This is a genomic window from Pseudomonas sp. 6D_7.1_Bac1 (genome assembly GCF_025465945.1).
Taxonomy (GTDB): domain Bacteria; phylum Pseudomonadota; class Gammaproteobacteria; order Pseudomonadales; family Pseudomonadaceae; genus Aquipseudomonas.
In genome coordinates, this window is sequence record NZ_JANLNW010000052.1 from 154,248 (window position 1) to 178,451 (window position 24,204).

A 24,204-nucleotide genomic window follows, 5' to 3' on the forward strand; every position below is an offset into this window, starting at 1 on the left:
TCAGCGTGTGGCTGAAGGCGACGCTGGCCCTGAAGGACTCAAGCCGGAGCGATTATGGCTCTTCGGCTTTGAGTTCTTTTTCCATCTTTTGCAGTTCCTGGGTAAAGGCCTGATCGAGGATGCTGGCGCGTTTACGCCAAGGTTTGCGTTCCGGGTCGGGCTGAGCGGCGTAGGTGGTGACTTCCCCGCCGTAAACTTCCTTGTAACGTTGTTCCTGGCGCTCAAGTTCCGCGCGCAGTTCGTCTTTCGTCACAGTGTTACCTAATTGAGTTGAGATAAATTCTGGTGATACGCACTGCAGTCGTTGTGTCGGTCACAAGCGTCTCGAACAGAGTGTCCGGGAAGACCCCCATTCTGACTGCGTTGTGCTTGACAGCTTCCTTCTTGCAGGCGGCCACGGCACCAGAGCAGAACCACTGACGTAGCATCAGATTTCTTGTTTTTTGCAAACGCATTGGCCGGGCATTCGAAATGAGCGTCAAGCGTTTGCCAGCAGGAAGCGGGGTTGAAACCTCGCACTGCCTGAGTGATTGGATCCCGTAGTTACAAAAAAGCGCGGTCATCACTGAAGTACATTATAGCGGCCGATCAGCAGAACACTATCTCGAATAATTTAAAAGTGCTTCGTCCTGTGAAATTGTTTTTGTTAGCTGCAAGTTTTGTGCGCAAGTGCACTTTTTGGCAATGTCTTTACAGGCTCATTTCCTGGCGCCATTAAGTCGTACAAGTTGAGTGGATTAGAAGTCGGCTGTTATTCATTGTCAGCAAAAGTGTGAAAACCTGTAATGAAAGCTTCCGGGTCTTATGGGAAAACGTACCCGGGGTCATCCGCAGGCCTCATGCCATATAGCCACACAGTCAGTTGATTGCGATTATCGATTAATGGTTCGATAATCGCCCAACCTTGGCTGCCCATGCTTGTGCTTGCGATCCGGAGCAGCTTGTAATAGCTGTCGAACTCTGGGGAATGAGCTGAAATGAACGATCAATTGCGTAACTCCTTCGCTTCAGTGGCGCCACCGATCGTTGCCTCGCCAGCCAAGCGGATTCAGGCGTTCACCGGTGATCCGGACTTCATGACTTCCCTGGCTCGTGGCTTGGCGGTGGTGCAAGCCTTCCAGGAGCGCAAGCGGCATCTGACTATCGCGCAGATCAGCCATCGCACGGAAATTCCCCGCGCCGCCGTACGCCGTTGCCTGCATACGCTGATCAAGCTCGGCTACGCGACCACCGACGGTCGAACCTATTCGCTGTTGCCCAAAGTCCTGACCCTCGGCCATGCCTATCTATCCTCGACGCCGCTGGCGGTATCGGCCCAGCCGTATCTGGACCGCATGAGCGAGCAGCTGCACGAGGCCTGCAACATGGCCACGCTGGAAGGTGATGACATCTTGTATATCGCCCGTTCGGCAACGACCCAGCGTCTGATCTCCGTCGACCTGTCGGTGGGTGGGCGTTTGCCGGCTTATTGCACCTCCATGGGTCGGATCCTTCTGGCGGCGCTGGACGATGCGTCGTTGCACGACTACCTCGAACATGCCGAGTTGCAGGCCAAGACCAGCCGCACCCTGCATACGCGCGAGTCGTTGCTCGAATGCCTTCAGGAAGTTCGGCAGCAAGGCTGGTGCATTGTCGATCAGGAACTCGAGCAAGGCCTGCGCTCGATTGCCGTTCCGGTGTACGACGCATCCGGCCAGGTGCTGGCTGCGCTGAATGTCAGCACTCACGCCGGGCGCGTCAGCCGCAACGAACTGGAGCAGCGTTTTTTGCCCGGATTGTTGAGCGCCAGTCGTGAATTGAGTGCCCAGTTGTTTGCGTAAGCTGTTCGATAAACGCACAGAGTCGCGTTTGGCGAATTGACGCTGTTTCCCTTGCCTCATTAATGTCGCGGCAGCGTTATCCGCTGCTGCTGGCCACTGCGCCAGGCGCCGGACGACGACCTGATAATAATGAAGAGGCAATTGCTAGCGCCTGTTCGCCTGCGTTTCTTGCGTGGAATAAAAATAATGAACCAGCCTCAATCCGCTGTCGGGAATTGCCTCGATGTGCAGTCCTTTATCAATGCCCAACCGCTGTCGCGCTATCAATGGCGGGTGGTGATCCTGTGTTTCCTGATTGTGTTTCTCGATGGCCTGGATACTGCGGCCATGGGTTTTATCGCACCGGCGCTGTCCCAGGACTGGGGGATCGACCGCGCCAGCCTCGGCCCGGTGATGAGTGCGGCGCTGATCGGCATGGTCTTCGGCGCACTGGGCTCTGGACCGCTGGCAGACCGTTTTGGACGAAAAGTCGTACTGGTCGGTGCGGTGCTGTTGTTCGGCGCCTTCAGTCTGGCCTCGGCTTACAGCACTAACGTCGAGCAGCTACTGGTACTGCGTTTTCTCACCGGGCTCGGCCTGGGTGCCGGTATGCCGAACGCCACCACGCTACTCTCGGAATACACCCCGGAGCGCAAAAAATCCCTGTTGGTGACCAGTATGTTCTGCGGCTTCAACCTTGGCATGGCCGGCGGCGGTTTCATCTCCGCCAAGCTGATCCCGGCATTCGGTTGGCACAGCTTGTTGCTGATTGGCGGGATTCTGCCGTTGATTCTGGCGGTGGTGCTGTTGCTGTGGTTGCCCGAGTCGGCGCGCTACCTGGTGGTGCGCAATCGCGGAACCGACAAGGTGCGCAAGGCGCTGGCGCCGATTGATCCGACGGTTGTCGCTCAGGCCTCGAGTTTCAGTGTGCCTGAACAGAAAACCGTAAAAGCCCGCAACGTGTTCGCGGTGATTTTCTCTGGTACCTACAGCACCGGCACGCTGTTGCTGTGGCTGACCTATTTCATGGGGCTGGTCATCGTCTACCTGTTGACCAGTTGGCTGCCGACTCTGATGCGTGACAGCGGCGCGAGCATGGAGCAGGCGGCGTTCATTGGTGCGCTGTTTCAGTTTGGTGGCGTGTTGAGTGCGGTGGCGGTGGGTTGGGCGATGGATCGGTTCAATCCGCACAAGGTGATCGGCATTTTCTACTTGTTGGCTGGGGTGTTTGCCTACGCTGTAGGGCAGAGCCTGGGCAACATCACGTTGTTGGCGACGTTGGTGCTGGTCGCCGGGATGTGCGTCAACGGCGCGCAATCGGCGATGCCGTCGCTGGCGGCACGCTTCTATCCGACTCAAGGCCGGGCTACTGGCGTGTCGTGGATGCTCGGGATTGGCCGTTTCGGCGCAATTCTCGGCGCCTGGATGGGGGCGACGTTGCTGGGCCTGGGCTGGAATTTCGAACAGGTGCTGACGGCATTGGTGATTCCGGCTGCGTTGGCCACCACGGCGGTGGTGATCAAAGGCATGGTCAGCCATGCGGATGCGACGTAGGAGCTGTCGGAGGCTGCGATCTTTTGGGCCTCTACAGAACCGATAGCCAGACAACAATCTGTTCGATAAACGAACACTTAGTCGATTATCGGATTGTTTGGGCTTTTTCGGCGGCTTAATCTTCAGTCATTCCGGCGCTGCCCATCGCGTCTTGTCCTCCACATCGGTTTACTGAGAATCGGGAGTCCAACCCCATGGCTGAAATCCTTTCGCTGCACGACGCGGTGAAGCAGTTCGTCAACGACGGCGATACCGTCGCACTTGAAGGCTTCACTCACCTGATTCCGACCGCAGCGGGTCATGAAATCATTCGTCAAGGCAAGAAAGACCTGACGCTGGTGCGCATGACCCCCGATCTGGTCTACGACCAATTGATCGGTGCCGGTTGCGCTCGCAAGCTGATTTTCTCCTGGGGCGGTAACCCGGGCGTGGGTTCGTTGCACCGTCTGCGCGATGCCGTCGAGAAACAGTGGCCCCATGCGCTGGAAATCGAAGAACACAGCCACGCCGACCTGGCCAATGCCTACGTTGCTGGCGCCTCTGGCCTGCCGTTCGCCGTGCTGCGGGCCTACGCCGGTTCCGACTTGCCGAAGGTCAACCCGCTGATCAAAAGCGTGACCTGCCCGTTCACCGGCGAAGTGCTGGCGGCGGTGCCATCGGTGCGCCCGGACGTCACGGTGATCCACGCGCAGAAGGCCGATCGCAAGGGCAACGTCTTGCTCTGGGGCATCCTCGGTGTGCAGAAGGAAGCGGCATTGGCAGCCAAGCGCTGCATCGTCACGGTCGAAGAAATCGTCGATGACCTGAAGGCGCCGATGAATGCCTGTGTATTGCCGACCTGGGCCTTGAGTGCGGTTTGCCATGTTCCAGGCGGCGCGCATCCGTCCTACGCCCACGGTTACACCGAACGCGACAACCGCTTCTATCAAGCCTGGGACCCGATTGCCCGCGACCGTGAAACCTTCACCGCGTGGATCAACGAATACATCCACGGTTGCGCTGACTTCAGTGAATTCCAGGCCAAGTTGGCTCGCGCCTCGGAGGCAAAGTAATGACGTACTCCACCAATGAAATGATGACCGTCGCCGCCGCCCGCCGCCTGAAAAATGGCTCGGTGTGCTTCGTCGGCATTGGCCTGCCGTCGAAAGCGGCCAACCTGGCACGCCTGACGTCTTCACCGGATGTCGTCCTGATCTACGAATCGGGTCCGATCGGTGCCAAGCCGACAGTATTGCCGCTGTCGATCGGTGACGGTGAGCTGGCGGAAACCGCTGACACCGTGGTCCCGACCGGTGAGATTTTTCGCTACTGGCTGCAAGGCGGGCGCATTGATGTCGGTTTTCTCGGTGCCGCTCAAGTCGACCGTTTTGGCAACATCAACACCACGGTGGTCGGCGATTACCATCAGCCGAAAGTCCGTCTGCCAGGTGCCGGCGGTGCGCCAGAGATCGCCGGCTCGGCGAAAAGCGTGTTGATTATCCTCAAGCAATCGGCCCGTTCGTTTGTCGACAAACTCGACTTCATTACCTCGGTCGGTCATGGCGAAGGCGGCGATTCGCGCAAGCGTCTAGGACTGCCGGGCGCCGGTCCCGTGGGGATCATCACGGACCTGTGCATCATGGAGCCGGAAGCTGGCAGCAACGAATTCGTGGTCACTGCACTGCACCCGGGTGTAACCCGTGAGCAAGTGATCGCCGCCACCGGTTGGGCGATCCGCTTCGCCGAGCAGGTGGAGCACACCGCCGAACCGACCGACATCGAGTTGGCCGCGTTGCGCGATCTTGAAGCGCGTACCGCTGCCGCTCACGGCCAAGCACCGGGAGAAGCCTGATGCGCGAGGTTTATATCTGCGACGCGATTCGCACCCCCATCGGCCGTTTTGGCGGTGGTCTGTCGACGGTCCGCGCTGACGATCTGGCCGCCGTGCCGATCAAGGCACTGATGGAGCGCAACCCGAGTGTCGACTGGAGCTCGGTGGACGAGGTGTTCCTCGGTTGCGCCAACCAGGCCGGTGAAGACAACCGCAATGTGGCGCGCATGGCATTGCTGCTGGCCGGGCTGCCGGAAAGCATTCCCGGCGTGACCCTCAATCGTCTGTGTGCTTCGGGCATGGACGCCATTGGCACCGCGTTCCGGGCGATTGCCAGCGGCGAGATGGAGCTGGCGATTGCCGGCGGTGTCGAGTCGATGTCCCGCGCACCGTTCGTGATGGGCAAGGCCGATGCGGCGTTTTCGCGCACCATGAAACTGGAAGACACCACCATCGGCTGGCGCTTCATCAACCCGTTGATGAAAGCCCAGTACGGGGTCGATGCGATGCCGCAGACGGCCGACAACGTGGCTGACGATTACGCAATTTCCCGCGCTGATCAGGATGCTTTCGCTCTGCGCAGTCAGCAACGGACGGCGGCCGCGCAAGCGGCAGGCTATTTCGCCGAAGAAATTGTTCCGGTGCGCATTGCCCACAAGAAGGGGGAAAGCGTGGTCGAGCAGGACGAGCATCCTCGCGCTGACACGACCCTGGAAACCCTGAGCAAACTCAAGCCGGTCAATGGCCCGGATAAGACCGTCACCGCTGGCAACGCCTCGGGTGTGAACGACGGTGCGGCGGCACTGATTCTCGCGTCCGCCGAAGCGGTAAAAAAACACGGCCTGACCGCCCGCGCCCGGGTGCTGGGCATGGCCAGCGCTGGCGTCGCGCCACGGGTGATGGGCATCGGCCCGGTGCCGGCGGTACGCAAGTTGACCGAGCGCCTGGGCGTGGCGGTCAGTGATTTCGATGTGATCGAACTCAATGAAGCCTTTGCCAGCCAGGGCCTGGCGGTGTTGCGTGAACTCGGTCTGGCCGACGACGCGGCGCAGGTCAACCCGAACGGTGGCGCCATCGCTTTGGGCCATCCACTGGGCATGAGCGGCGCGCGGCTGGTGCTGACGGCGCTGCATCAGTTGGAGAAGACCGGCGGCAAGAAAGCGCTGGCGACCATGTGCGTTGGCGTTGGCCAAGGTCTGGCACTGGCAATCGAACGGGTCTGACGCGCACCCGCGCTACCGAACAAGAAAAGAGGACAGTTTCATGACTGACAAGCCTGGTTACCGTCGCCCGCAAGCGGGCACTCAGCCGGAATATTTGCACCCAGCCTATCAATCGACCAACCGTCGTTCGCCGTCCAAGCCATTGGTGTTTTTGCCTCACTCATTGTCGGAAATTACCGGCCCGACTATCGGCGCGGAGTACCTGCAAGATCAGGACAACGACCTGACGGCCCAGCATCCGGGCGAGCCATTGGGTGAGCGGATCATCATTCACGGCCGTGTGCTGGATGAGAACGGGTTGCCGGTGCCCGGGATTCTGCTGGAGATCTGGCAGGCCAACGCCGCCGGTCGCTACAACCATGACCGTGACCTGCATGACGCGCCGCTGGACCCGAACTTCACCGGCACCGGGCGCACCGTCACCGATGCCGATGGCGGGTACCAGTTCCAGACCATCAAGCCCGGCGCCTACCCGTGGGGCAACCACCACAATGCCTGGCGCCCGGCGCATATCCATTTCTCACTGTTCGGGCCGAGCATTCTGACGCGCCTGGTCACGCAGATGTACTTCCCCGGTGATCCGTTGCTGGCCTACGACCCGATTTACAACTGCGTGCCCGATACCAGCGCCAAAGAACGCTTGATCGCCCGTTTCGACCTGGAAAAAACCATCCCGTCCTACGCCCTCGGTTATCGCTGGGACATCGTTTTGCGCGGCCGCGATGCCACGCCGATGGAGAAATAAGATGACGCTGAACGCGACTACGTCCCACACAGTCGGGCCGTATTACCACATCGGTCTGACCTGGCTGAACCGTGAGAATTTGACCATTGAAGAGACCCTTGGCGAGCGCGTGACGATCACCGGGCAGGTGGTCGATGGCAACGGCGATTTCGTCAACGACGCGATGCTGGAAGTCTGGCAGGCCAATGCCGCCGGCAAGTATGACCATCCGGAAGATGAACAGGACAAACCGCTGGACCCGAACTTCGAAGGGTTTGGCCGGGTGCCGGTGGACGCAGAAGGGCGATTCCGTTTCACCACCATCAAACCTGGGACGGTGCCGGGGCTCAAGGGCAGCACACAGGCACCGCACCTGGTGGTGCTGGTTTTTGCCCGTGGCCTGGTGAAGCACTTGCTGACGCGAATCTACTTCGAGGGTGAGCCGGCCAACGCCAGTGACCCGCTGCTGGCCTGCGTTCCCGAGGAGCGCCGCACGACCTTGCTGGCCAAGGCCAATGGGACGGGCGCGTTGCAGTGGAACGTGATCCTGCAGGGCACCGATGCCGAGACGGTGTTTTTCGATTATTGAGTTCACCGTGCTGTTGTGGTGAGGGAGCAAACCCTAATGCCGTTGAGTGAAGGGGTTTCAGGTTCGGCACATTCCCCGTAGCGGCTTAATTTACCGGCATTAGGGTTTGCCCCCTCACCACAGGGATGTGCATCTGTGAAACGGGGCTGTTGCAAAGTATGTCTAGACTCTCACTGTCCCCATCGAGTGAAAAAACATGACAACAATAACCAGTCTCTACACCGCTGAAGAGCGTGGAAAAAGGATCTTAGCGATTGTCGGGGCGTCTTCCGGCAACCTGGTCGAATGGTTCGATTTCTACGTTTACGCCTTCTGCGCGATCTATTTTGCCCCGGCGTTTTTTCCTTCCGACAACCCTACGGTGCAACTGGTTAACACCGCCGGGGTGTTCGCCGCCGGGTTTTTGATGCGTCCCATCGGTGGCTGGCTGTTCGGTCGGGTGGCCGACAAGCACGGGCGCAAAAATTCGATGATGATTTCGGTGCTGATGATGTGCGCCGGTTCATTGCTGATTGCCTGCTTGCCGACCTACAAGGACATCGGCGTCTGGGCGCCGATCCTGCTGCTGGTGGCCCGCCTGATCCAGGGCGTGTCGGTGGGTGGTGAATACGGCACCACTGCGACCTACATGAGTGAGGTCGGGCTCAAGGGCCAGCGCGGTTTCTACGCCTCGTTCCAGTACGTGACCCTGATTGGCGGGCAATTGCTGGCAGTGTTGTTGGTGGTGATCCTGCAACAGTTTCTGACTGAGGACGACCTGCGCGCCTGGGGCTGGCGGATTCCGTTTGTGGTCGGTGCTGTCGCGGCATTGATTTCGCTGTTCCTGCGTCGTTCGCTGAAAGAGACCACCAGCAAGGAAATGCGCGCAGACAAGGACGCCGGCAGCATCGCCGCGTTGTTCAAGAACCACGCCGCTGCCTTTATTACCGTGCTCGGTTTCACCGCCGGTGGCTCGCTGATTTTCTACACCTTCACCACGTATATGCAGAAGTACCTGGTGAACACCGCCGGGATGCCCGCCAAGACCGCCAGTTACATCATGACCGGCGTATTGTTCCTTTATATGTGCATGCAGCCGTTGTTCGGCATGCTGGCGGACAAGATCGGCCGACGTCACTCGATGCTTTGGTTCGGTGCCCTGGGGACGCTGTTCACCGTGCCGATCCTGCTGACCTTGAAGTCGGTGACCAGTCCGTTCCTGGCATTTGGGCTGATCACCGTGGCATTGGCGATCGTGAGTTTCTACACCTCGATCAGCGGTCTGGTGAAAGCCGAAATGTTCCCGCCGCAAGTCCGTGCGCTGGGGGTGGGCCTGGCCTACGCGGTGGCGAACGCGATCTTCGGTGGTTCGGCGGAGTACGTGGCCTTGAGCCTGAAGTCGGTCGGTGTGGAGAACTATTTCTACTGGTACGTGACGGTGATGATGGCGGTCGCTTTCCTATTCAGCCTGCGTTTGCCGAAACGGGCAGCGTATCTGGAAAACGATCTTTGAATTGTCGGCGCGCGCCTGAATCGGGTGCGCGCCGCGTAAGGAATCCCTATGCAACGACCGAGCAATCAATTGTTCGATGCCTATTTCACTGCTCGAAATATGCGCGAGGTGTTTTGCGATCAGGGCCGGGTTCAGGCCATGCTCGATTTCGAAGCCGCACTGGCCCGGGCCGAAGCGCGGGTCGGGCTGATTCCGGCGTCCGCTGTTGCACCGATCGAGGCGGCCTGCCAAGCCGAGCACTACGACTTTTCTGCCCTCGGCGAGGCGATAGCGATTGCCGGTAACTCGGCGATCCCGTTGGTCAAGGCACTGGGCAAGCAGATCGCTGCCCATGACCAGGACGCCGAGCGTTACGTGCATCTGGGCGCGACCAGTCAGGATGTGATGGACACCGGCCTGGTGCTGCAACTGCGCCAGGCACTGCATTTGATCGACACCGATCTGGCGCGACTTGGTGATGCTCTGGCGATCCAGGCCCGGCGCCATGCGCTCACGCCTCTGGCCGGACGCACTTGGCTGCAACATGCGACGCCGGTCACGCTGGGGATGAAAATCGCCGGTTGGCTGGGGGCGGTGACCCGCAGTCGGCAACGTCTGCAAGCACTCAAGCCGCGCCTGTTGGTGCTGCAATTTGGTGGCGCCAGCGGGACCCTCGCGGCCCTTGGCGAGCAGGCCATACCGATTGCCGAAGCATTGGCGCAGGAGCTGCAACTCACGCTGCCGGAACAACCCTGGCACACCCAACGCGACCGACTGGTGGAGTTCGGCGCAGTGCTTGGACTGATCGCCGGCAGCCTCGGCAAACTGGGCCGTGACGTGAGTCTGTTGATGCAGACCGAGGCGGCGGAAGTCTTCGAACCCTCGGCACCGGGCAAGGGCGGCTCCTCGACCATGCCGCACAAACGCAACCCGGTGGGTGCGGCCGTGCTGATCGGTGCCGCGACCCGTGTTCCCGGTTTGCTGTCGACACTGTTCAGCGCCATGCCTCAAGAGCACGAACGCAGCCTGGGGTTGTGGCATGCCGAGTGGGAAACCCTGCCGGAAATCTGCTGCCTGGTCTCCGGTGCCCTGCAGCAAGCGCTGTTGGTGGCGCAAGGGCTGGAGGTCGACGCCGAGCGCATGGCCAGGAATCTCGATTTGACTCAAGGTCTGGTGTTGGCCGAAGCGGTCAGTATCGTACTTGCCCAACGGATCGGTCGCGACAGCGCGCACCATCTGCTGGAGCTTTGCTGTAAGCGAGCGGTGGCCGAGCATCGACATTTGCGTGCGGTTCTCGGCGATGAACCGCAGGTGACCGCCGAGCTTTCGAGTACTGAACTCGATCAATTGATGAACCCTGCGCATTACCTCGGCCAGGCTCAAACCTGGGTTGAGCGTGCGCTGGCCGAACATTTCGCCCTGACTGCCTGAAGGAGAATTTCCGTGGGATTCGTACAACTCGCCGACGGCGAACTGAACTATCAACTCGACGGCCCTGAACATGCCCCGGTGCTGGTGCTGTCCAACTCGCTGGGCACAGACCTGCACATGTGGGACGTGCAGATTCCAGCGCTCACCGAGCACTTTCGCGTGCTGCGTTTCGACACTCGTGGCCATGGTCGTTCGCTGGTGACGCCGGGGCCGTACAGCATCGAACAGTTGGGCCGTGACGTGCTGGCGCTGCTGGATGCCTTGCACATCGAACGCGCACACTTTTGCGGTCTGTCCATGGGCGGGCTGATCGGTCAGTGGTTGGGGATCAACGCCGGTGAGCGTCTGCGCAAACTGGTGGTGTGCAACACTGCAGCGAAAATTGGTGATCCTTCCGGCTGGAACCCGCGTATCGAAACCGTACTGCGCGACGGTCCGGCGGCGATGGTCGCACTGCGCGATGCGTCGATTGCCCGTTGGTTTACCCCGGACTTCGCCGAGGCCAATCCGGCCGTGGCGAAACAGATCACCGACATGCTCGCCGCCACCTCACCACAGGGTTATGCGGCCAATTGCGCAGCGGTACGCGATGCCGATTTCCGTGAGCAACTGGCGTCGATCACAGTGCCGACCCTGGTTATCGCCGGCACTGAAGATGCGGTCACGCCACCTTCCGGCGGGCACTTTATTCAAGAGCAGGTGAGAGGCGCCGAGTACGCTGAGTTCTATGCCGCGCACCTGTCCAACGTTCAGGCAGGCAGTGCGTTTAGTGATCGGGTGCTGAGTTTTCTGTTGGCTGAAAAGTCTATCTGAGGAGCGATTTGTGGACGAGAAACAACGTTATGACGATGGCATGCACGTGCGTCGCGCCGTACTCGGCGATGCCCATGTCGATCGCAGCCTGGCAACCCTGACCGAGTTCAACGCGGAATTTCAGGAAATGATCACCCGCCACGCCTGGGGTGACATCTGGACCCGTCCGGGTCTGCCACGTCACACCCGCAGCCTGATCACCATCGCCATGCTGATCGGCATGAACCGCAACGAAGAACTGAAAATGCACCTGCGTTGCGCGGCGAACAACGGCGTCAGCCGCGCCGAGATCAAGGAAGTGTTGATGCAGAGCGCGATCTATTGCGGCATCCCGGCGGCCAATGCGACTTTCCACCTGGCCGAGTCGGTGTGGGACGAGTTGGGTGTTGAATCACGCGAGTAATGACCCTAGGGGGCGTTCTCAATCGGAGTTGCTGTTCCAGAACCAACCCCACACGCCAGGCAAATGCACCGGTTGGTTGGCATCGCGAACCGTGCGGGCCAGAGCCGCATCTCGCAAGGCTATATGTTCGTCGTAAAAAGGTTTGGTGGCGGTGGTCACGCCGGTCTCGCGGGCGCTGTCGAGCAATATCTGTAGATACTCCTCCATATGCCAGGACGTGTAGCGATTGAGGTCGTGAAACGTCACCACCACCGGAATGACGCCATCAACCGTCGGCAGTTCTCCGGCCGCTATCCGTTCGCGCACCTCGGACATTTGCTTGAGGAGGTTGGCACGCCGGCGTGGGCTGCCATTGAACCCCCAGATCTTGCCGTCATTGGCGCTCAGATCAGTCAGCAACACCTGCAAGCTGTGTTGTTGATAGGCGGCAAATGTGCGTTTGTCGTAATTCCAGAACGGTGGGCGCAACAGCATCGGCGGGCTGCCGGTGATCGAAGCTATGTCCGCAGAGCCTTGGGTGAGCGACCGTTCGAGTTCTTCCGGGGAGAGCGAGCGGTGATTGGTATGCCACGGCGTAGCGGTGTGGAAGCCCAGGATATGGCCCTCAGCATGTTCACGCTGCATGATTTTGCGGCCCAGTTCGCTGCCACCGGCCCGGGGTGCTTGTGTCTGTACGAAGAACACAGCCTTGATGCCCGGCTCAATCGGGTTGTTGGCCAGCACGTCGAGAATGGCAGTGGTTGGATTGAAGAAACCGGACGCGCTTGGACCGTCGTCGAAGGTCAGCAGAAAACGGATCGGCGGGGACGAACGCAAAAGCTGAGCGGTCTGCGGGGTCAGCTCGATCGGCGGGCCGATACAGCCGCTGAGGCCGACCGTCACGACAAGGGCTAATAAAACAGTGGCGATCAATTTCATGTTGTTGGCGTGGTCCGCGACAAATCAGGATGAACACAGGCCATCGACGAGCAGTGATTCACCGCGCGCAAGACCGTCGTTCCTATGGAGGTATCCATAGGAACATAGCGGGTGTGAACGGTTCGTGTGCGCGCGGAATTTATTATCGGGTCAGAGCAGGCTGATCGGGTAGCTGATGATCAGGCGGTTTTCGTCGAACTCGTTGTTGCTGTAATCGCGACGCATGCTCGAGTTGCGCCACCTGACGTTGAGGCTTTTCAGGCTGCCACTTTGCACGGTGTAGCCGACTTCGGTCTCGCGGCCCCATTCCTTGCCGTTGGTGACGGTCCCGGTGTGCACGTTGTCGCCGCTGATGTAGCGGTTCATCAGGGTCAGGCCGGGAATGCCTGCGGCGGCGAAGTTGTAGTCGTGGCGCAGTTGCCAGGACTTTTCTTTGGCGTTGTCGTAGCTTGAGTTGTAGCTGTCGTTGGCCAGTGTCCCGCCACTGGTGCCGTTGACCCGCATCCAGGCGCTGTCGCCGGTGAGTTTCTGCAAGCCGACATAGAAGGTACTGCCGCCATATCTGGCCGAGAACAGCCCGGACCAGGTTTTGTTATCGAGGTCGCCGGCCCGTGCGCTGCCATCTTCCTTGCCATAGAAGAAGCCCAGGTTGGCACCGAGGGTCCAGTCACCCAATGGCTGGGTGTGGACCAGGTTGAGGAATTGTTGACTGTAGATGTCCTTGAGTTGGGCATTCCACACCCCGATTTGCGTGCGCTTGTCGTTGAAGCTGTACTCGCCGCCCTCGAAGTTGAAACGGTCGGAGGTGACTGCCGGATTACCGGTCATCGACATGTCGCTCATGCTGCTGTCGTCACGCGGGCTGTTGCCGCGCATTTGACCGCCGTAGAGCGTCAGGCCGTCGATTTCCTTCGAGGTGATCTGGCCGCCGCGAAAGGTCTGTGGCAATGAACGTCCATCGTCCGAACGCAGGATCGGCAGCACCGGCATCCACTCACCCACTTTCAACTCGGTCTGGGACAGCTTCGCCTTGAAGGCCACACCCAGACGCCCGAAGTCATCGGCGGGGCGGCCGTCGTGGTCCAGCGGCAGCAACTGCGTGCCCCCGGTGCCGCGTCCGCCATCGAGTTTCAACGAGTACAAGCCCAATACGTCCATGCCGAAACCGACGGTGCCCTGGGTGAACCCGGATTTGGCATCGAGGATGAAGCTTTGCGTCCACTCTGCCGCCGTGTGTTGCGCATGGGTCGGGTTGGTGAAGTTGCGGTTGAAGTAGAAGTTGCGCAGGTTCAGGTTGGCGCTGGCGTCTTCGAGAAAACCCGATTCCTGAGCCATGACGGGCAGAGTCGCGGTCAGCAGGCTCGGCAGAATAAGGGCGGTTGTCAGAGTGAATGGCTTCATGTGCTGGGTTTCTCTAATTGTTAGGGATGAAGCAGGGCGCAGCCGCAACTTTGGGGTTGCAGTCAAAAAAATGAATTCACAAAGGGCGTGGTCGGCGCAATTAGCTGGAGCGGGCGGGGTGCGTAGTCATGGTGTCGAACCTGTTGTTATTGGTTTTGGTAGGTGCGGGCATGGTGCGGGGGATCGATGGCGGGATTCAATTGGGCGGAAGGGGTTTTGGGCGATTAACGAACACTAATCAATGCCGCCGGTCGCTGCCGATATGAAGCATTCTTAATAAAATCCCGTAGTTGTCCGGGTAAGTAATGGGTGTTCGGCGTTGCGTTCTATTAATGGCGCTGGTGTTCTTTGGAGGGTGTTAAATAGAAGTGTTTATTACTTTGGTTGTAAGCGGTTTCTTACAGTTGTTACTGTCATTAAACGACTATCGATAATCGCCAGTTAAACTTAAGAATTGGTGTTATCGATTATCGTGAAATGGTTTAAGGGAATAGAGTGGTGTGGCTGGAAAAGAGAGTAGGCCTTGCTATATTCAAAGTCCTCGGGCGGGCAAAGGAACGTTTCATGCTTCGTCAGGGGTGCATTTTTCGTCATGCCGAAATAACAAGGAGAAATACGATGAGTAATAAAGTCAATCAGCAGACCTTAGCCTCGGTTGTTGGACGTGCCGTGCTGGATCCGGGTTTTGCCGATGCACTCCAAAATGATCCTGCCACGGCAGCTAAAAATGTCGGTGTGCATCTAAGTGCTGATGAAATTGCGGCGGTTAAAAGCATTAATGTTGCAAATCTGACGGCCGCTTCTGCCGGTATCCGAAGCAATCTGGGTACACGTGCCGTATTTGATACCCAGCAACAGCAGGCGCGAATGGATTAAAGGTCGGTGATGCCATTTGGCGTGCCCCGAAAGGTGGGTCTTTTACGGTGGTACGCCGAATGGCTTTATGAAATGTCATGAGGCAAAGCGGTCGAGCGCGGAGTGAATGACTCATGCCTGTCACCTTGGCTCCAATGGATAACGCGGACTTTGTTACGTTCGCCGAAAGAGCCGTTGCTGAATATGGCGATGGCATGGTCGCGGCGGGCGAATGGGCTCAGGAAGAAGCGTTGCAAAAGGCACGAAATGTCTTCGAGCAATTGTTGCCGCAAGGGCGATTGACTGAAAAAAACCAACTCTGGGTGATCAAGGCTCAAGGGCGTCGTATTGGCGAGTTGTGGATCGCCGAACGACACGCCGGTGTCGGCAAGATCGCTTTCATTCTGGATATTTACATTGCCCCCGGAGAGCGCCGCCTGGGTTATGCAAAACAGTCACTGCAGGCCCTTGAATCATGGGCTCGCCAGGTGGGATGCGAGGAAGTGCGACTGCATGTCTTTGGTCGCAACGGTGCGGCGCGTCGTCTTTATGAAGAATCAGGTTATGGCATTGCCAGTCTGACGATGGCGAAGCCGTTGCCGCCTGCCTAAGGGAAGGTTGAAAAATGGACATCGGAAACAGTTGTCTGCGTGAGCTATCCGTCGACGATTTATTTCAGGGCACGACATTCTTGCCGGATGCGGAGATTTCACGATTTGAAGTGTTGCTGGAGCGAGTCAGTCGAAATCGCTACACGGGCTTTGTTGCGCTGTACACCGAACTTTTTCAACTGTTTCCTCAAGCTCCGCATTTGGCGGAGTTTTTCGAACAGGCGTTTAATCTTATCGTGCCGCCGACCCGCGAGCAGCGTTTGATTATGAATGATCCGGTGTTTCAAGTGTGGAGTGTATTGGCCGCTCATTATGCCAATCTGGTCATAACGAAAAAAACGGCAGATACGGATGCGTTAGAAAAAATGCTGATCGAGTTTCCTCAAATGTTGATACGCGTGAAAACAACCGACAGTGCTCGCACGAACGATTATTGTCCCCCTGTCTATCGGTTTGATGTCGATCCGCTGGTAGCGATAGTGGCACCGCCTAGTTATGAGTTTCCGAAAGATGAAGCGACCCGCAAACAATTGGAACGTAACGGTCATTCCGTGCATTTCTTTTGCGATGTGGTGAATATTGCCTTGTTGCGGATAGAGCACACGTGGCCCGCCTGCCGCGAACAGTTTAGAAAACTGGTCAAGTCTATTTGTTATTTGCCCGACGGTTCATTTCGAAGCTGCTCGGCTTCGCGCTTCACCGGGATCATCCTCATATCGAACCGGGATGATTCGATACTCGATCTGGAAGAGTCGCTGGTGCATGAGGCCACTCATCAGTTGCTCTATAACATTGTCGAAGTGTGCCCGGTCGTCAAGGAAGAGGCCTCGCGCGAGGCGTTGTTCACCTTGCCGTGGTCGGGGCAGAAGCGTGATTTCTATGGCTATTTCCATGCGTTTTTCGTGTACGTCGCGTTGGTCAAATACCTGGGGAGGATTCGCTCGCGCTCGTCCCATGAACTGCAACGGGCACAAAACCGTCTGGTGTTCATTCTGCAAGGCTTGATCAAGGCGTTGCCGGATTTCGAAGCCAGCGCTGATTTCACCCCTCAAGGACGCCAGCTTATGGAAAACCTGGCCAAAGAGGTCAGGGCCCTGGAAAGTCAACACGCCGGGTTGTTGGCGATATCGGGGACCGCGGCTGGGTCCGAACGCTTGCTGGGCCTGACCGCTTGATGCCAGGGAGGCGAACATGACGATGTTTGATGCTTCGCAATTTCCAGAGGCAGGAGTAGGGCTGGAATACCATTTGCCACGGCACTGTCCTATAGATGACCCGTCTGGGGATGGAGTCGACCAGACCCTCGAAAGAATTCTCGCTGAGGGTTTGCCGTACTTCGATTACGTCGAGTTTCAGCCGACGCACTGCATTCTGGAGCCGCGTCTACTTGAACTCGCTGCCCGAGTACCCAGCTTGCTGCATTCTTCCAGTTTGTCCCTGGGCAGCGTGGGTATCGCGATGGACCGCGAGTTTTTGCACATGACTCGGCGTTTGTGCGAAAAAACCCGCTCGCCCTGGCTGGCCGAGCATATTTCCTGGTCGCGGTTCCACGGTGGCGACACTCAGCATTTCATTCTGCCGACACTGGCCCAAGAGGTGGCTGACACCGTGGTGGCCAATGCCATTGAACTGCGTGAACTCACGGCAACGCTGCTGGTGCTGGAAAACGCACCGCGGTTGTTTTCGTTGCACGACGCACACGAGCAATCCGAAGGCGAGTTCATCTCCCGTGTGGTGGAGCGAAGCGGCGCGGGCTTTCTGCTGGACCTCGATAGCGCGATCACGACTGCCAGAACCCTGGGTTACGACCTGAACGACTACTTGGGCTCGTTGCCGCTGGACCGGCTGATTGAAATACATATCGGCGATCCGCGGCGGGATTGGGACATTTTGCGTCAGTTGCTTGCCTCCTCACCGGTGAAAGCGATCACCCTGGAGTGGGATATTTCCCGCAAAACCGATGACGCAGAACTGCTGACGTTGATCACGGCCATCAAGTCCCTTCGACCCAAAGCCATGTTCTGGCAGGGCTGTGATCGGCAGGAGCCGCAAACGCAACTCGAGCAGGGGGCGCACACCCTGTTGAAACTCAGGGAGAACACTTGGCTGAGCGTCGGCTCGGCGTCGTTTTTTATCCGGGATCGACAGTGGGACCTGAGTCTGGAATTTGGTGTGACGTTTCTGCCGTTGCTGCGCCATTTCCTGAGTCCCCAGACGCTGGGCAGTGCCTTGTTGCTGCCGGGTGTTTTGCAGAGTCCTGAGCAGGACGACAACCTGGCGTTCCTGCGGGAGCTGATTAGCCACGGTGTCCTGCTGCCCGTCGAGAATCCATCGGCCACTGCCACACCCGATGAGCGTCATCACCCGATTAGCCTTTGGGCCCATTGGGACGCGGCGCTGGAGTTTTACCTGAGCACCCGGACCGGGTCGCACACGCCCTACATCAGCGTCAGCGATCTGGAAACGGAGCTTGAGCAAAAGGCCTCGGCGCAACGTCAGCCGTCGGCGTTCAAGGACTATTTCTCCCATCCGTTCATTGCCCTGGAAAACCCGCTGCGGGTGCCTTCCTGCACGATCGCTCAAGCGACGTTGCTCGATTCGCTGTGCAATCGCCGCACATCGCGAGCCTTCAGTGATCAGCCGTTGAGTTCGGCGCAGCTGTCTGTGTTGCTCTACTACACCTGGGGCGCGACCGTCATGGAGCAGAATCGCATGGGCGACTACTTCCTGAAGAAAACCTCACCGGCCGGCGGTTCGCTGCAGGGCACTGAGGTCTATGCGGTGCTGATGAATGTGCAAGGTTTCGAGCGCGGTCTTTACCACTACTCGGTCCGCCGCCATGGGCTTGAACTGCTTTCCCGGGAAGATCCGCGAGCCTGGATCAGCGAGGCCTGTGGCGAGCAGCCGTGGATCAAGGACGCGGCGGCGGTGTTTGTTTCCACGGCGCGGGTCGAACGGATGGCCTGGAAATACGAGTTCAGCCGGGCACTGCGGGTGGCGTTGATGGATGCGGGGCATCTGAGTCAGACCTTTTCACTGGTGGCCACCGCCCTGGGCCTGGGCTGTTTCACCACTGCGGCATTACGCGATGAACTGTTCGAAAACCGGCTGGGACTCAACTATCTGGAGGAGCCGGTGTTTCTGGTCAATGGGGTTGGGGGGTGAGGCGTTCTGTCAGTTGAAATTGGCCCCCCTAAAAACCGGTGATGAAGGCAATGCCGGTCAGTTAAGCCGTAACGCGACCCGTAGCAGCTGTCGAGCTCGCGAGGCTGCGTTCGGCCGCGAAGCGGTCGTAAAATCAAGCAACACGTTTCTTTCAGACGAACCGCGTGTACAGGATTTGCGAGGACTTCGTCCTCGAACGCAGCCTCGCGGGCTCGGCAGCTGCTACGGGTGTTTAAGCTTGCCCATACATTTCGTTTAGTAGCGCAATGGTTGCAGCCCTACTTACGGATGACCCCCAATGTTCAAACCTACGCCAAATCCTCCAGAAACCGACCCGGTTTCCCCCTACGCCTCTCTCGATTCAAAAGAGCTACACGCCGCCGCGCACCGCGCGCTCGACCATTACCTGGTGCTGCCCGAGACCAAGCAATTGTTAGCCGACCGACGCCCCGGCTGCATTTTCGTGATCGCCCCCGACGTCGAAAGCGAAACCCTGCTGGCCCACGCCTGCGAGACCCTCGCCTCGGTCAATGTCATGGCCAGCGATCTGGCGTTTGAACTCGAAGGGCCCAAGCGCAATACCGCGCTGGCGATTCAGCAGATGATTTCTCTGGCCGAGTTGGCGGTGAATCGAGCGCTGGATCACCTCGATCCACCTGAACCGACGTAGGAGCTGGCGCAGCCTGCGATCTTTTGATCTTTGCTTTTAAAAACAAAATCAAAAGATCGCAGGCTCCTACGCGGGACACAGTCCAAAAAAAAGCCCACCAAATGGTGGGCTTCGTTTTTGCGGGTGTTGTTAGAACATTGTTATCAGAACATCTTCAGCTTCGGTGCTTCTTCTTTAACCGGCTCGTTCTTCGCGGTCTGCGCGTTCCAGCCGCCACCCAGTGCCTTGTACAGGTTCACTTCGCTGACCAGTTGCGACAGGCGGTCGGTGATCAGTGATTGCTGCGCGCTGAACAACTGACGCTGGGCGTCGAGGAAGGTCAGGTTGCTGTCGACACCGATGCGGTAGCGACGCTCGGCCAGGCGGTAGTAATTCTGGTTGGCGGCAACCAGATCACGCTGGGCCTGCAACTGTTCGTTGAAGGTCAGGCGTGCGGCGAGGCCGTCGGAGACTTCCTGGAAGGCGGTCTGAATCGACTTCTCGTACTGCGCGATGGTGATGTCTTTCTGGATTTTCGAGTAATCCAGGCTGGCGCTCAGGGCGCCGGCATTGAAGATCGGCAGGTTGATTTGTGGCTGGAACAGCCAGGTTCCCGACCCCCCCTTGAACAGACCGGAGAGGTCCGGGCTCAGGGTGCCGGCATTGGCGGTGAGGCTGATGCTCGGGAAGAACGCTGCCCGTGCCGCGCCGATGTTGGCGTTGGCGGCCTTGAGCTTGTGTTCGGCTTCAAGGATGTCCGGGCGACGTTGCAGCAGGTCGGAAGGCAGACCGGCCGGCACATCGCTGAGCAGGTCGTCCGACAACGGTTGGCCGGTTGCCAGGTTGGCCGGCACACCGGTGCCCAACAGCAGCGCCAGGCCGTTTTCATCCTGGGCAACCAGGCGCGTGTATCTCGCCTGTTGTACCCGGGCGGTCTCCACGGCCGTACGCGACTGGCTCAGGTCCAGCGCCGAGGCCACGCCGACTTCGTTGCTACGGGCGGTGAGCCGGTAGCTTTCTTCGAAGGTGGCCAGGGTGTCCTGGGACAGTTTCAGCAGTTCCTTGTCGGCCTGCCAGGTCAGGTAGGCATTGGCCACGCTGGCCACCAGGCTGATCTGGGTGCTGCGGCGTGCTTCTTCAGTGGCGAAGTACGATTGCAGCGCTTGTTCGTTCAGGCTGCGAACACGACCAAACAGGTCGAGTTCATACGCGCTGACGCCCACAGTAGCCGAGTAGGTGCTGGTGATGGTTTCCTGGCCTGTTTGCGACAAGCGTGCAGGAACCCGCTGACGGCTGCTGCTGCCGGTCGCCGAGACGGCCGGGAACAGGTCGGCGCGCGAGATGCGGTATTGAGCCGCAAAGGCGTCGATGTTCAGCGCCGCGACACGCAGGTCGCGGTTGTTTTCCAGAGCGGTCTGGATCAGCTGCTGCAGCGCCGGGTCATGGAAAAACTGCTTCCAGCCTTGTTCGGCGGCGGCCTGGCTCGCGGCCTGGGCCGGCGAGTACGCTGGACCTTGTGGGTATTGCGGCGCAATCGGCGCTGCAGGCTGCTGATAATCCGGTATCAGCGAGCAGCCACCGAGCACGAACGCGGCGATGGCTAGGGAGAGTAGCGACTTGCTCATTGGCCAGCCTCTTGAGGAGTTACAATAGCGTCGTCCTGGTCCGCAGTTTTGCGTTGACCCATCGACGACACGGTGACAAAGAACAGTGGGACCCAGAAGATCGCCAGAACCGTGGCCGTCAGCATACCGCCGATTACCCCGGTACCGATCGCATGCTGGCTACCCGAACCTGCGCCGGTGGAGATGGCCAGTGGTACCACACCGAGGACGAAGGCCAGCGAGGTCATGATGATCGGTCGCAGACGCATCCGGCAGGCTTCGATGGCTGCCTCCGTCAGGCTGTGTCCCTGTTCATGCAGCGCCTTGGCGAACTCGACGATCAGAATGGCGTTTTTCGATGCCAGACCGATGGTCGTCAACAGGCCCACCTGGAAGTACACGTCGTTGGACAGACCACGCAGGCTGGTGGCGAGCAGGGCACCGATGATCCCCAGCGGCACCACCAACATCACCGCAATCGGAATCGACCAGCTTTCGTACAGCGCTGCCAGGCAGAGGAAGACCATCAGCAACGACAATGCGTACAGCGCAGGTGCTTGCGAGCCGGACAGACGCTCCTCATACGACAGACCGGTCCAGGAAATACCGACACCGGCCGGAAGTTTCTGGGCCAGGGCTTCGACTTCGGCCATGGCCTCACCGGTACTGTAACCAGGCGCCGGGGCACCGAGGATTTCCATCGCCTCTACGCCGTTGTAACGCGCCAGCTTCGGCGAGCCGTAGACCCACTCGCCCCTGGCGAATGCGGAGAACGGAACCATGGTGCCCTGGCTGTTGCGTACGTACCATTTCTTCAGGTCTTCAGGGCTCATACGAGCACCCGGCTGGCCTTGTACGTAAACCTTTTTCACTCGACCACGGTCGATGAAGTCGTTGACATAGCTACTGCCCAACGCGATCGACAGGGTGTTGTTGATGTCGGTCATCGTGATGCCCAGCGCACTGGCCTTTTCATCATCGATTTCCAGCTGGTATTGGGGTTCATCGTTCAGGCCGTTCGGACGCACCTGCGACAGCACCTTGCTCTGCGCCGCCATGCCGAGGAACTGGTTACGTGCGGCCATCAACTTGTCGTGACCGATGCCGGCGCGGTCCTGCAGGAACACGTCGAAACCGGTGGCGTTACCCAGTTCCAGTACCGCTGGTGGCGCGAACGCGAACACCATGGCGTCACGGAAGGTGAAGAAGTGCCGTTGGGCACGGGCAGCCACATTGAACACGCTATTGTCGGCGTTCCGTTGGTCCCATGGCTTGAGCATGATGAACGCCAGGCCCGAGCTCTGGCCACGGCCTGCGAAGTTGAAGCCGTTCACGGTAAACACCGAGGCCACCGCATCACCTTCACCGCCATCCTTGCCGGGGCGCAGCAGGAATTCGCGCATCTCGTCCACGACCACTTGCGTACGCTGAGCGCTGGAGCCTGCCGGGGTCTGGACCTGGGCAAACAGTACGCCCTGGTCTTCTTCCGGAAGGAACGCCGTTGGGATACGGGTGAACAGCCAGATCATGCCGACCACGATGATGACGTAGGCCAGCAGGTACGGCGCCTTGTGCTTGAGTATGTTGCCGACACCGCGCTCGTAGCTTTTGACGCTACGGTCGAAGTTGCGGTTGAACCAGCCGAAGAAGCCGCGTTTCGGAACGCCGTGCTCGCCTTTCGGAATCGCCTTGAGCATGGTGGCGCAGAGCGCGGGGGTGAAGATCAAGGCGACCATGACCGACAGCGCCATGGCCGAAACGATGGTGATGGAGAACTGCTTGTAGATCACCCCGGTCGAACCGCTGAAGAACGCCATCGGCAGCAGTACCGCCGACAGAACCAGAGCGATACCGACCAGCGCACCCTGGATCTGGCCCATGGATTTCTTGGTGGCTTCCTTGGGCGACAGTCCTTCTTCGCTCATCACCCGTTCGACGTTTTCCACCACGACGATGGCATCGTCCACCAGCAAGCCGATGGCGAGCACCATACCGAACATGGTCAGGGTGTTGATGCTGAAACCGAACGCCGCGAGGATCCCGAACGTACCCAGCAGAACCACCGGCACGGTCATGGTGGTGATGACTGTGGCGCGGAAGTTTTGCAGGAACAGGAACATCACCAGGAACACCAGCACGATCGCTTCGACCAGGGTTTCAACCACGCCCTTGATCGACTCGGTCACCACTGGCGTGGTGTCGTACGGGAACACCACTTCCATCCCTTCCGGGAAGAATGGCTTGAGGTCGTTGATGGTCTTGCGCAGGGCTTTGGCGGTGTCGAGGGCGTTGGCACCGTTGGCCAGTTTTACCGCAAGACCGGACGCCGGGCTGCCGTTGAACTGAGCGCTGATGCTGTAGTTCTCTCCACCCAGGCCAACATCGGCGACGTCTTTCAGGCGAACCTGCGAGCCGTCCTTGTTGACTCGAAGCAGGATTTCCTTGAACTGCTCGGCCGTCTGCAAGCGGGTTTTGCCGATAATCGTGGCGTTCAGCTGCGTACCAGCCAGGGCGGGCAGGCCGCCGAGTTGACCCGAGGAGACCTGAATATTTTGTGCAGCAATGGCGGCTTTGACATCGACCGGGGTCAGGTTGAAGTTGTTCAACTTGGCCGGGTCGAGCCAGATACGCATGGCGTACTGGGCACCGAACACCTGGAAGTCACCGACACCGGCCGTGCGCGAGATCGGGTCCTGCATGTTCGAAACGATGTAGTTGGACAGGTCGTCCTTGGTCATGCTGCCGTCACGCGAGACCACGCCGATGACCATCAGGAAGTTTTTCACGGACTTGGTCACGCGGATACCCTGTTGCTGCACTTCTTGCGGCAGCAGCGGGGTGGCCAGGTTCAGTTTGTTCTGGACCTGAACCTGCGCGGTGTCGGAGCTGGTGCCCTGCTCGAAGGTCGCGGTAATGGTCATGCTGCCGTCGGAGTTACTTTCCGAGGATACATAACGCAGGTTATCGATACCGTTGAGCTGCTGCTCGATCACCTGCACCACGGTGTCCTGCACGGTTTGTGCAGAAGCACCTGGATAGGTGACGGAGATAGCGATCGCCGGCGGGGCGATGCTCGGGTACTGGTTGATGGGCAATTTGAGGATCGATAGAGCCCCGACCAACATGATCACCAGGGCAATTACCCAGGCGAAAATCGGACGGTCGATAAAAAATTTCGACATGG

Annotated in this window: 21 protein-coding genes; 16 read left to right on the plus strand and 5 right to left on the minus strand. The window is 59.0% G+C overall.

What is annotated here, in order from left to right; translation table 11 throughout:
- Positions 1-52: 52 nt before the first annotated feature.
- Positions 53-253: a hypothetical protein gene (locus tag NTD87_RS13750; protein WP_071551521.1), complete on the minus strand. Its 201-nt coding sequence runs from the start codon at positions 251-253 to the stop codon at positions 53-55.
- A 724-nt stretch (positions 254-977) separates the two neighbouring features.
- On the opposite strand from NTD87_RS13750, the gene pcaR reads away from it, so the two are divergent.
- The 11 genes from pcaR to pcaC all read left to right on the plus strand — a co-directional run bounded on the left by pcaR (position 978) and on the right by pcaC (position 11,817).
- Complete coding sequence (gene pcaR / locus NTD87_RS13755) at positions 978-1,820, plus strand: pca regulon transcriptional regulator PcaR (protein WP_054596029.1); 843 nt, start codon at positions 978-980, stop codon at positions 1,818-1,820.
- A 186-nt stretch (positions 1,821-2,006) separates the two neighbouring features.
- Positions 2,007-3,353, plus strand: a complete 1,347-nt coding sequence (locus NTD87_RS13760) for an MFS transporter (RefSeq protein ID WP_262114490.1) — start codon at positions 2,007-2,009, stop codon at positions 3,351-3,353.
- Positions 3,354-3,547: 194 nt separating this feature from the next.
- Positions 3,548-4,405, plus strand: a complete 858-nt coding sequence (locus NTD87_RS13765; RefSeq protein WP_262114491.1) for a CoA transferase subunit A — start codon at positions 3,548-3,550, stop codon at positions 4,403-4,405.
- Positions 4,405-5,184, plus strand: coding sequence for a CoA-transferase subunit beta (locus NTD87_RS13770; RefSeq protein ID WP_262114492.1), 780 nt, complete (start codon positions 4,405-4,407; stop codon positions 5,182-5,184). The genes NTD87_RS13765 and NTD87_RS13770 overlap by 1 nt, the downstream gene beginning before the upstream one ends.
- On the plus strand, positions 5,181-6,386 hold the full coding sequence (pcaF, locus tag NTD87_RS13775; RefSeq protein ID WP_262114688.1) for a 3-oxoadipyl-CoA thiolase: 1,206 nt from the start codon (positions 5,181-5,183) through the stop codon (positions 6,384-6,386). The genes NTD87_RS13770 and pcaF overlap by 4 nt, the downstream gene beginning before the upstream one ends.
- A 40-nt stretch (positions 6,387-6,426) precedes the next feature.
- Positions 6,427-7,131 (plus strand): protocatechuate 3,4-dioxygenase subunit beta, encoded by a 705-nt coding sequence (pcaH, locus tag NTD87_RS13780; RefSeq protein ID WP_262114493.1) that lies wholly within the window; start codon positions 6,427-6,429, stop codon positions 7,129-7,131.
- Position 7,132: 1 nt separating this feature from the next.
- Entirely contained in the window at positions 7,133-7,699 is a 567-nt protein-coding gene (gene pcaG, locus NTD87_RS13785; RefSeq protein WP_262114494.1) for a protocatechuate 3,4-dioxygenase subunit alpha, read from the plus strand.
- Positions 7,700-7,895: 196 nt separating this feature from the next.
- On the plus strand, positions 7,896-9,191 hold the full coding sequence (locus NTD87_RS13790; protein WP_262114495.1) for an MFS family transporter: 1,296 nt from the start codon (positions 7,896-7,898) through the stop codon (positions 9,189-9,191).
- Positions 9,192-9,239: 48 nt separating this feature from the next.
- Positions 9,240-10,601 (plus strand): 3-carboxy-cis,cis-muconate cycloisomerase, encoded by a 1,362-nt coding sequence (locus tag NTD87_RS13795; protein ID WP_262114496.1) that lies wholly within the window; start codon positions 9,240-9,242, stop codon positions 10,599-10,601.
- Positions 10,602-10,613: 12 nt separating this feature from the next.
- The gene (gene pcaD, locus NTD87_RS13800) at positions 10,614-11,414 is read left to right on the plus strand and encodes a 3-oxoadipate enol-lactonase (RefSeq protein ID WP_262114497.1); all 801 of its coding nucleotides are present in this window, start codon (positions 10,614-10,616) and stop codon (positions 11,412-11,414) included.
- Between the two features lie 10 nt (positions 11,415-11,424).
- Positions 11,425-11,817: a 4-carboxymuconolactone decarboxylase gene (gene pcaC / locus NTD87_RS13805; RefSeq protein WP_262114498.1), complete on the plus strand. Its 393-nt coding sequence runs from the start codon at positions 11,425-11,427 to the stop codon at positions 11,815-11,817.
- An 18-nt stretch (positions 11,818-11,835) separates the two neighbouring features.
- Here the strand turns inward: pcaC and NTD87_RS13810 are convergent, their stop codons facing one another.
- Positions 11,836-12,735, minus strand: a complete 900-nt coding sequence (locus NTD87_RS13810) for a polysaccharide deacetylase family protein (protein WP_262114499.1) — start codon at positions 12,733-12,735, stop codon at positions 11,836-11,838.
- Between the two features lie 150 nt (positions 12,736-12,885).
- Entirely contained in the window at positions 12,886-14,136 is a 1,251-nt protein-coding gene (locus NTD87_RS13815) for an OprD family porin (protein ID WP_262114500.1), read from the minus strand.
- Positions 14,137-14,754: 618 nt separating this feature from the next.
- On the opposite strand from NTD87_RS13815, the gene NTD87_RS13820 reads away from it, so the two are divergent.
- From NTD87_RS13820 to NTD87_RS13840, 5 genes are all read left to right on the plus strand, one after another.
- On the plus strand, positions 14,755-15,012 hold the full coding sequence (locus NTD87_RS13820) for an Os1348 family RiPP precursor (RefSeq protein WP_262114501.1): 258 nt from the start codon (positions 14,755-14,757) through the stop codon (positions 15,010-15,012).
- A 113-nt stretch (positions 15,013-15,125) separates the two neighbouring features.
- Entirely contained in the window at positions 15,126-15,602 is a 477-nt protein-coding gene (locus NTD87_RS13825; protein WP_262114502.1) for a GNAT family N-acetyltransferase, read from the plus strand.
- 14 nt (positions 15,603-15,616) lie between these two features.
- Entirely contained in the window at positions 15,617-16,777 is a 1,161-nt protein-coding gene (locus NTD87_RS13830) for an aKG-HExxH-type peptide beta-hydroxylase (protein WP_262114503.1), read from the plus strand.
- 16 nt (positions 16,778-16,793) lie between these two features.
- Positions 16,794-18,767, plus strand: a complete 1,974-nt coding sequence (locus NTD87_RS13835; protein ID WP_262114504.1) for a DUF692 family multinuclear iron-containing protein — start codon at positions 16,794-16,796, stop codon at positions 18,765-18,767.
- A 298-nt stretch (positions 18,768-19,065) separates the two neighbouring features.
- Positions 19,066-19,437 carry a DUF6124 family protein gene (locus tag NTD87_RS13840; protein ID WP_262114505.1) on the plus strand — a complete coding sequence of 124 codons (372 nt, stop codon included), beginning with the start codon at positions 19,066-19,068 and terminating at the stop codon, positions 19,435-19,437.
- 143 nt (positions 19,438-19,580) lie between these two features.
- Here NTD87_RS13840 and adeC read toward each other — a convergent pair whose 3' ends face one another.
- Both adeC and emhB read right to left on the minus strand, forming a co-directional pair.
- Entirely contained in the window at positions 19,581-21,041 is a 1,461-nt protein-coding gene (adeC, locus tag NTD87_RS13845; RefSeq protein WP_262114506.1) for an AdeC/AdeK/OprM family multidrug efflux complex outer membrane factor, read from the minus strand.
- Positions 21,038-24,202, minus strand: coding sequence for an efflux RND transporter permease subunit EmhB (emhB, locus tag NTD87_RS13850; RefSeq protein ID WP_262114507.1), 3,165 nt, complete (start codon positions 24,200-24,202; stop codon positions 21,038-21,040). Before emhB ends, adeC begins: the two co-directional genes overlap by 4 nt.
- Positions 24,203-24,204: the final 2 nt, after the last annotated feature.

What these genes read in the sequence shown, in the direction of transcription:
- NTD87_RS13830 (WP_262114503.1), top strand. Translation starts at nt 15,617, where the DNA reads ATGGACATCGGAAACAGTTGTCTGCGTGAGCTATCCGTCGACGATTTA.
- NTD87_RS13770 (WP_262114492.1), top strand. Translation starts at nt 4,405, where the DNA reads ATGACGTACTCCACCAATGAAATGATGACCGTCGCCGCCGCCCGCCGC.
- pcaR (WP_054596029.1), top strand. Translation starts at nt 978, where the DNA reads ATGAACGATCAATTGCGTAACTCCTTCGCTTCAGTGGCGCCACCGATC.
- pcaG (WP_262114494.1), top strand. Translation starts at nt 7,133, where the DNA reads ATGACGCTGAACGCGACTACGTCCCACACAGTCGGGCCGTATTACCAC.
- NTD87_RS13820 (WP_262114501.1), top strand. Translation starts at nt 14,755, where the DNA reads ATGAGTAATAAAGTCAATCAGCAGACCTTAGCCTCGGTTGTTGGACGT.
- NTD87_RS13765 (WP_262114491.1), top strand. Translation starts at nt 3,548, where the DNA reads ATGGCTGAAATCCTTTCGCTGCACGACGCGGTGAAGCAGTTCGTCAAC.
- emhB (WP_262114507.1), bottom strand. Translation starts at nt 24,202, where the DNA reads ATGTCGAAATTTTTTATCGACCGTCCGATTTTCGCCTGGGTAATTGCC.
- NTD87_RS13790 (WP_262114495.1), top strand. Translation starts at nt 7,896, where the DNA reads ATGACAACAATAACCAGTCTCTACACCGCTGAAGAGCGTGGAAAAAGG.
- NTD87_RS13810 (WP_262114499.1), bottom strand. Translation starts at nt 12,735, where the DNA reads ATGAAATTGATCGCCACTGTTTTATTAGCCCTTGTCGTGACGGTCGGC.
- NTD87_RS13840 (WP_262114505.1), top strand. Translation starts at nt 19,066, where the DNA reads ATGTTCAAACCTACGCCAAATCCTCCAGAAACCGACCCGGTTTCCCCC.
- NTD87_RS13835 (WP_262114504.1), top strand. Translation starts at nt 16,794, where the DNA reads ATGACGATGTTTGATGCTTCGCAATTTCCAGAGGCAGGAGTAGGGCTG.
- pcaH (WP_262114493.1), top strand. Translation starts at nt 6,427, where the DNA reads ATGACTGACAAGCCTGGTTACCGTCGCCCGCAAGCGGGCACTCAGCCG.
- NTD87_RS13815 (WP_262114500.1), bottom strand. Translation starts at nt 14,136, where the DNA reads ATGAAGCCATTCACTCTGACAACCGCCCTTATTCTGCCGAGCCTGCTG.
- NTD87_RS13795 (WP_262114496.1), top strand. Translation starts at nt 9,240, where the DNA reads ATGCAACGACCGAGCAATCAATTGTTCGATGCCTATTTCACTGCTCGA.
- NTD87_RS13825 (WP_262114502.1), top strand. Translation starts at nt 15,126, where the DNA reads ATGCCTGTCACCTTGGCTCCAATGGATAACGCGGACTTTGTTACGTTC.
- NTD87_RS13760 (WP_262114490.1), top strand. Translation starts at nt 2,007, where the DNA reads ATGAACCAGCCTCAATCCGCTGTCGGGAATTGCCTCGATGTGCAGTCC.
- adeC (WP_262114506.1), bottom strand. Translation starts at nt 21,041, where the DNA reads ATGAGCAAGTCGCTACTCTCCCTAGCCATCGCCGCGTTCGTGCTCGGT.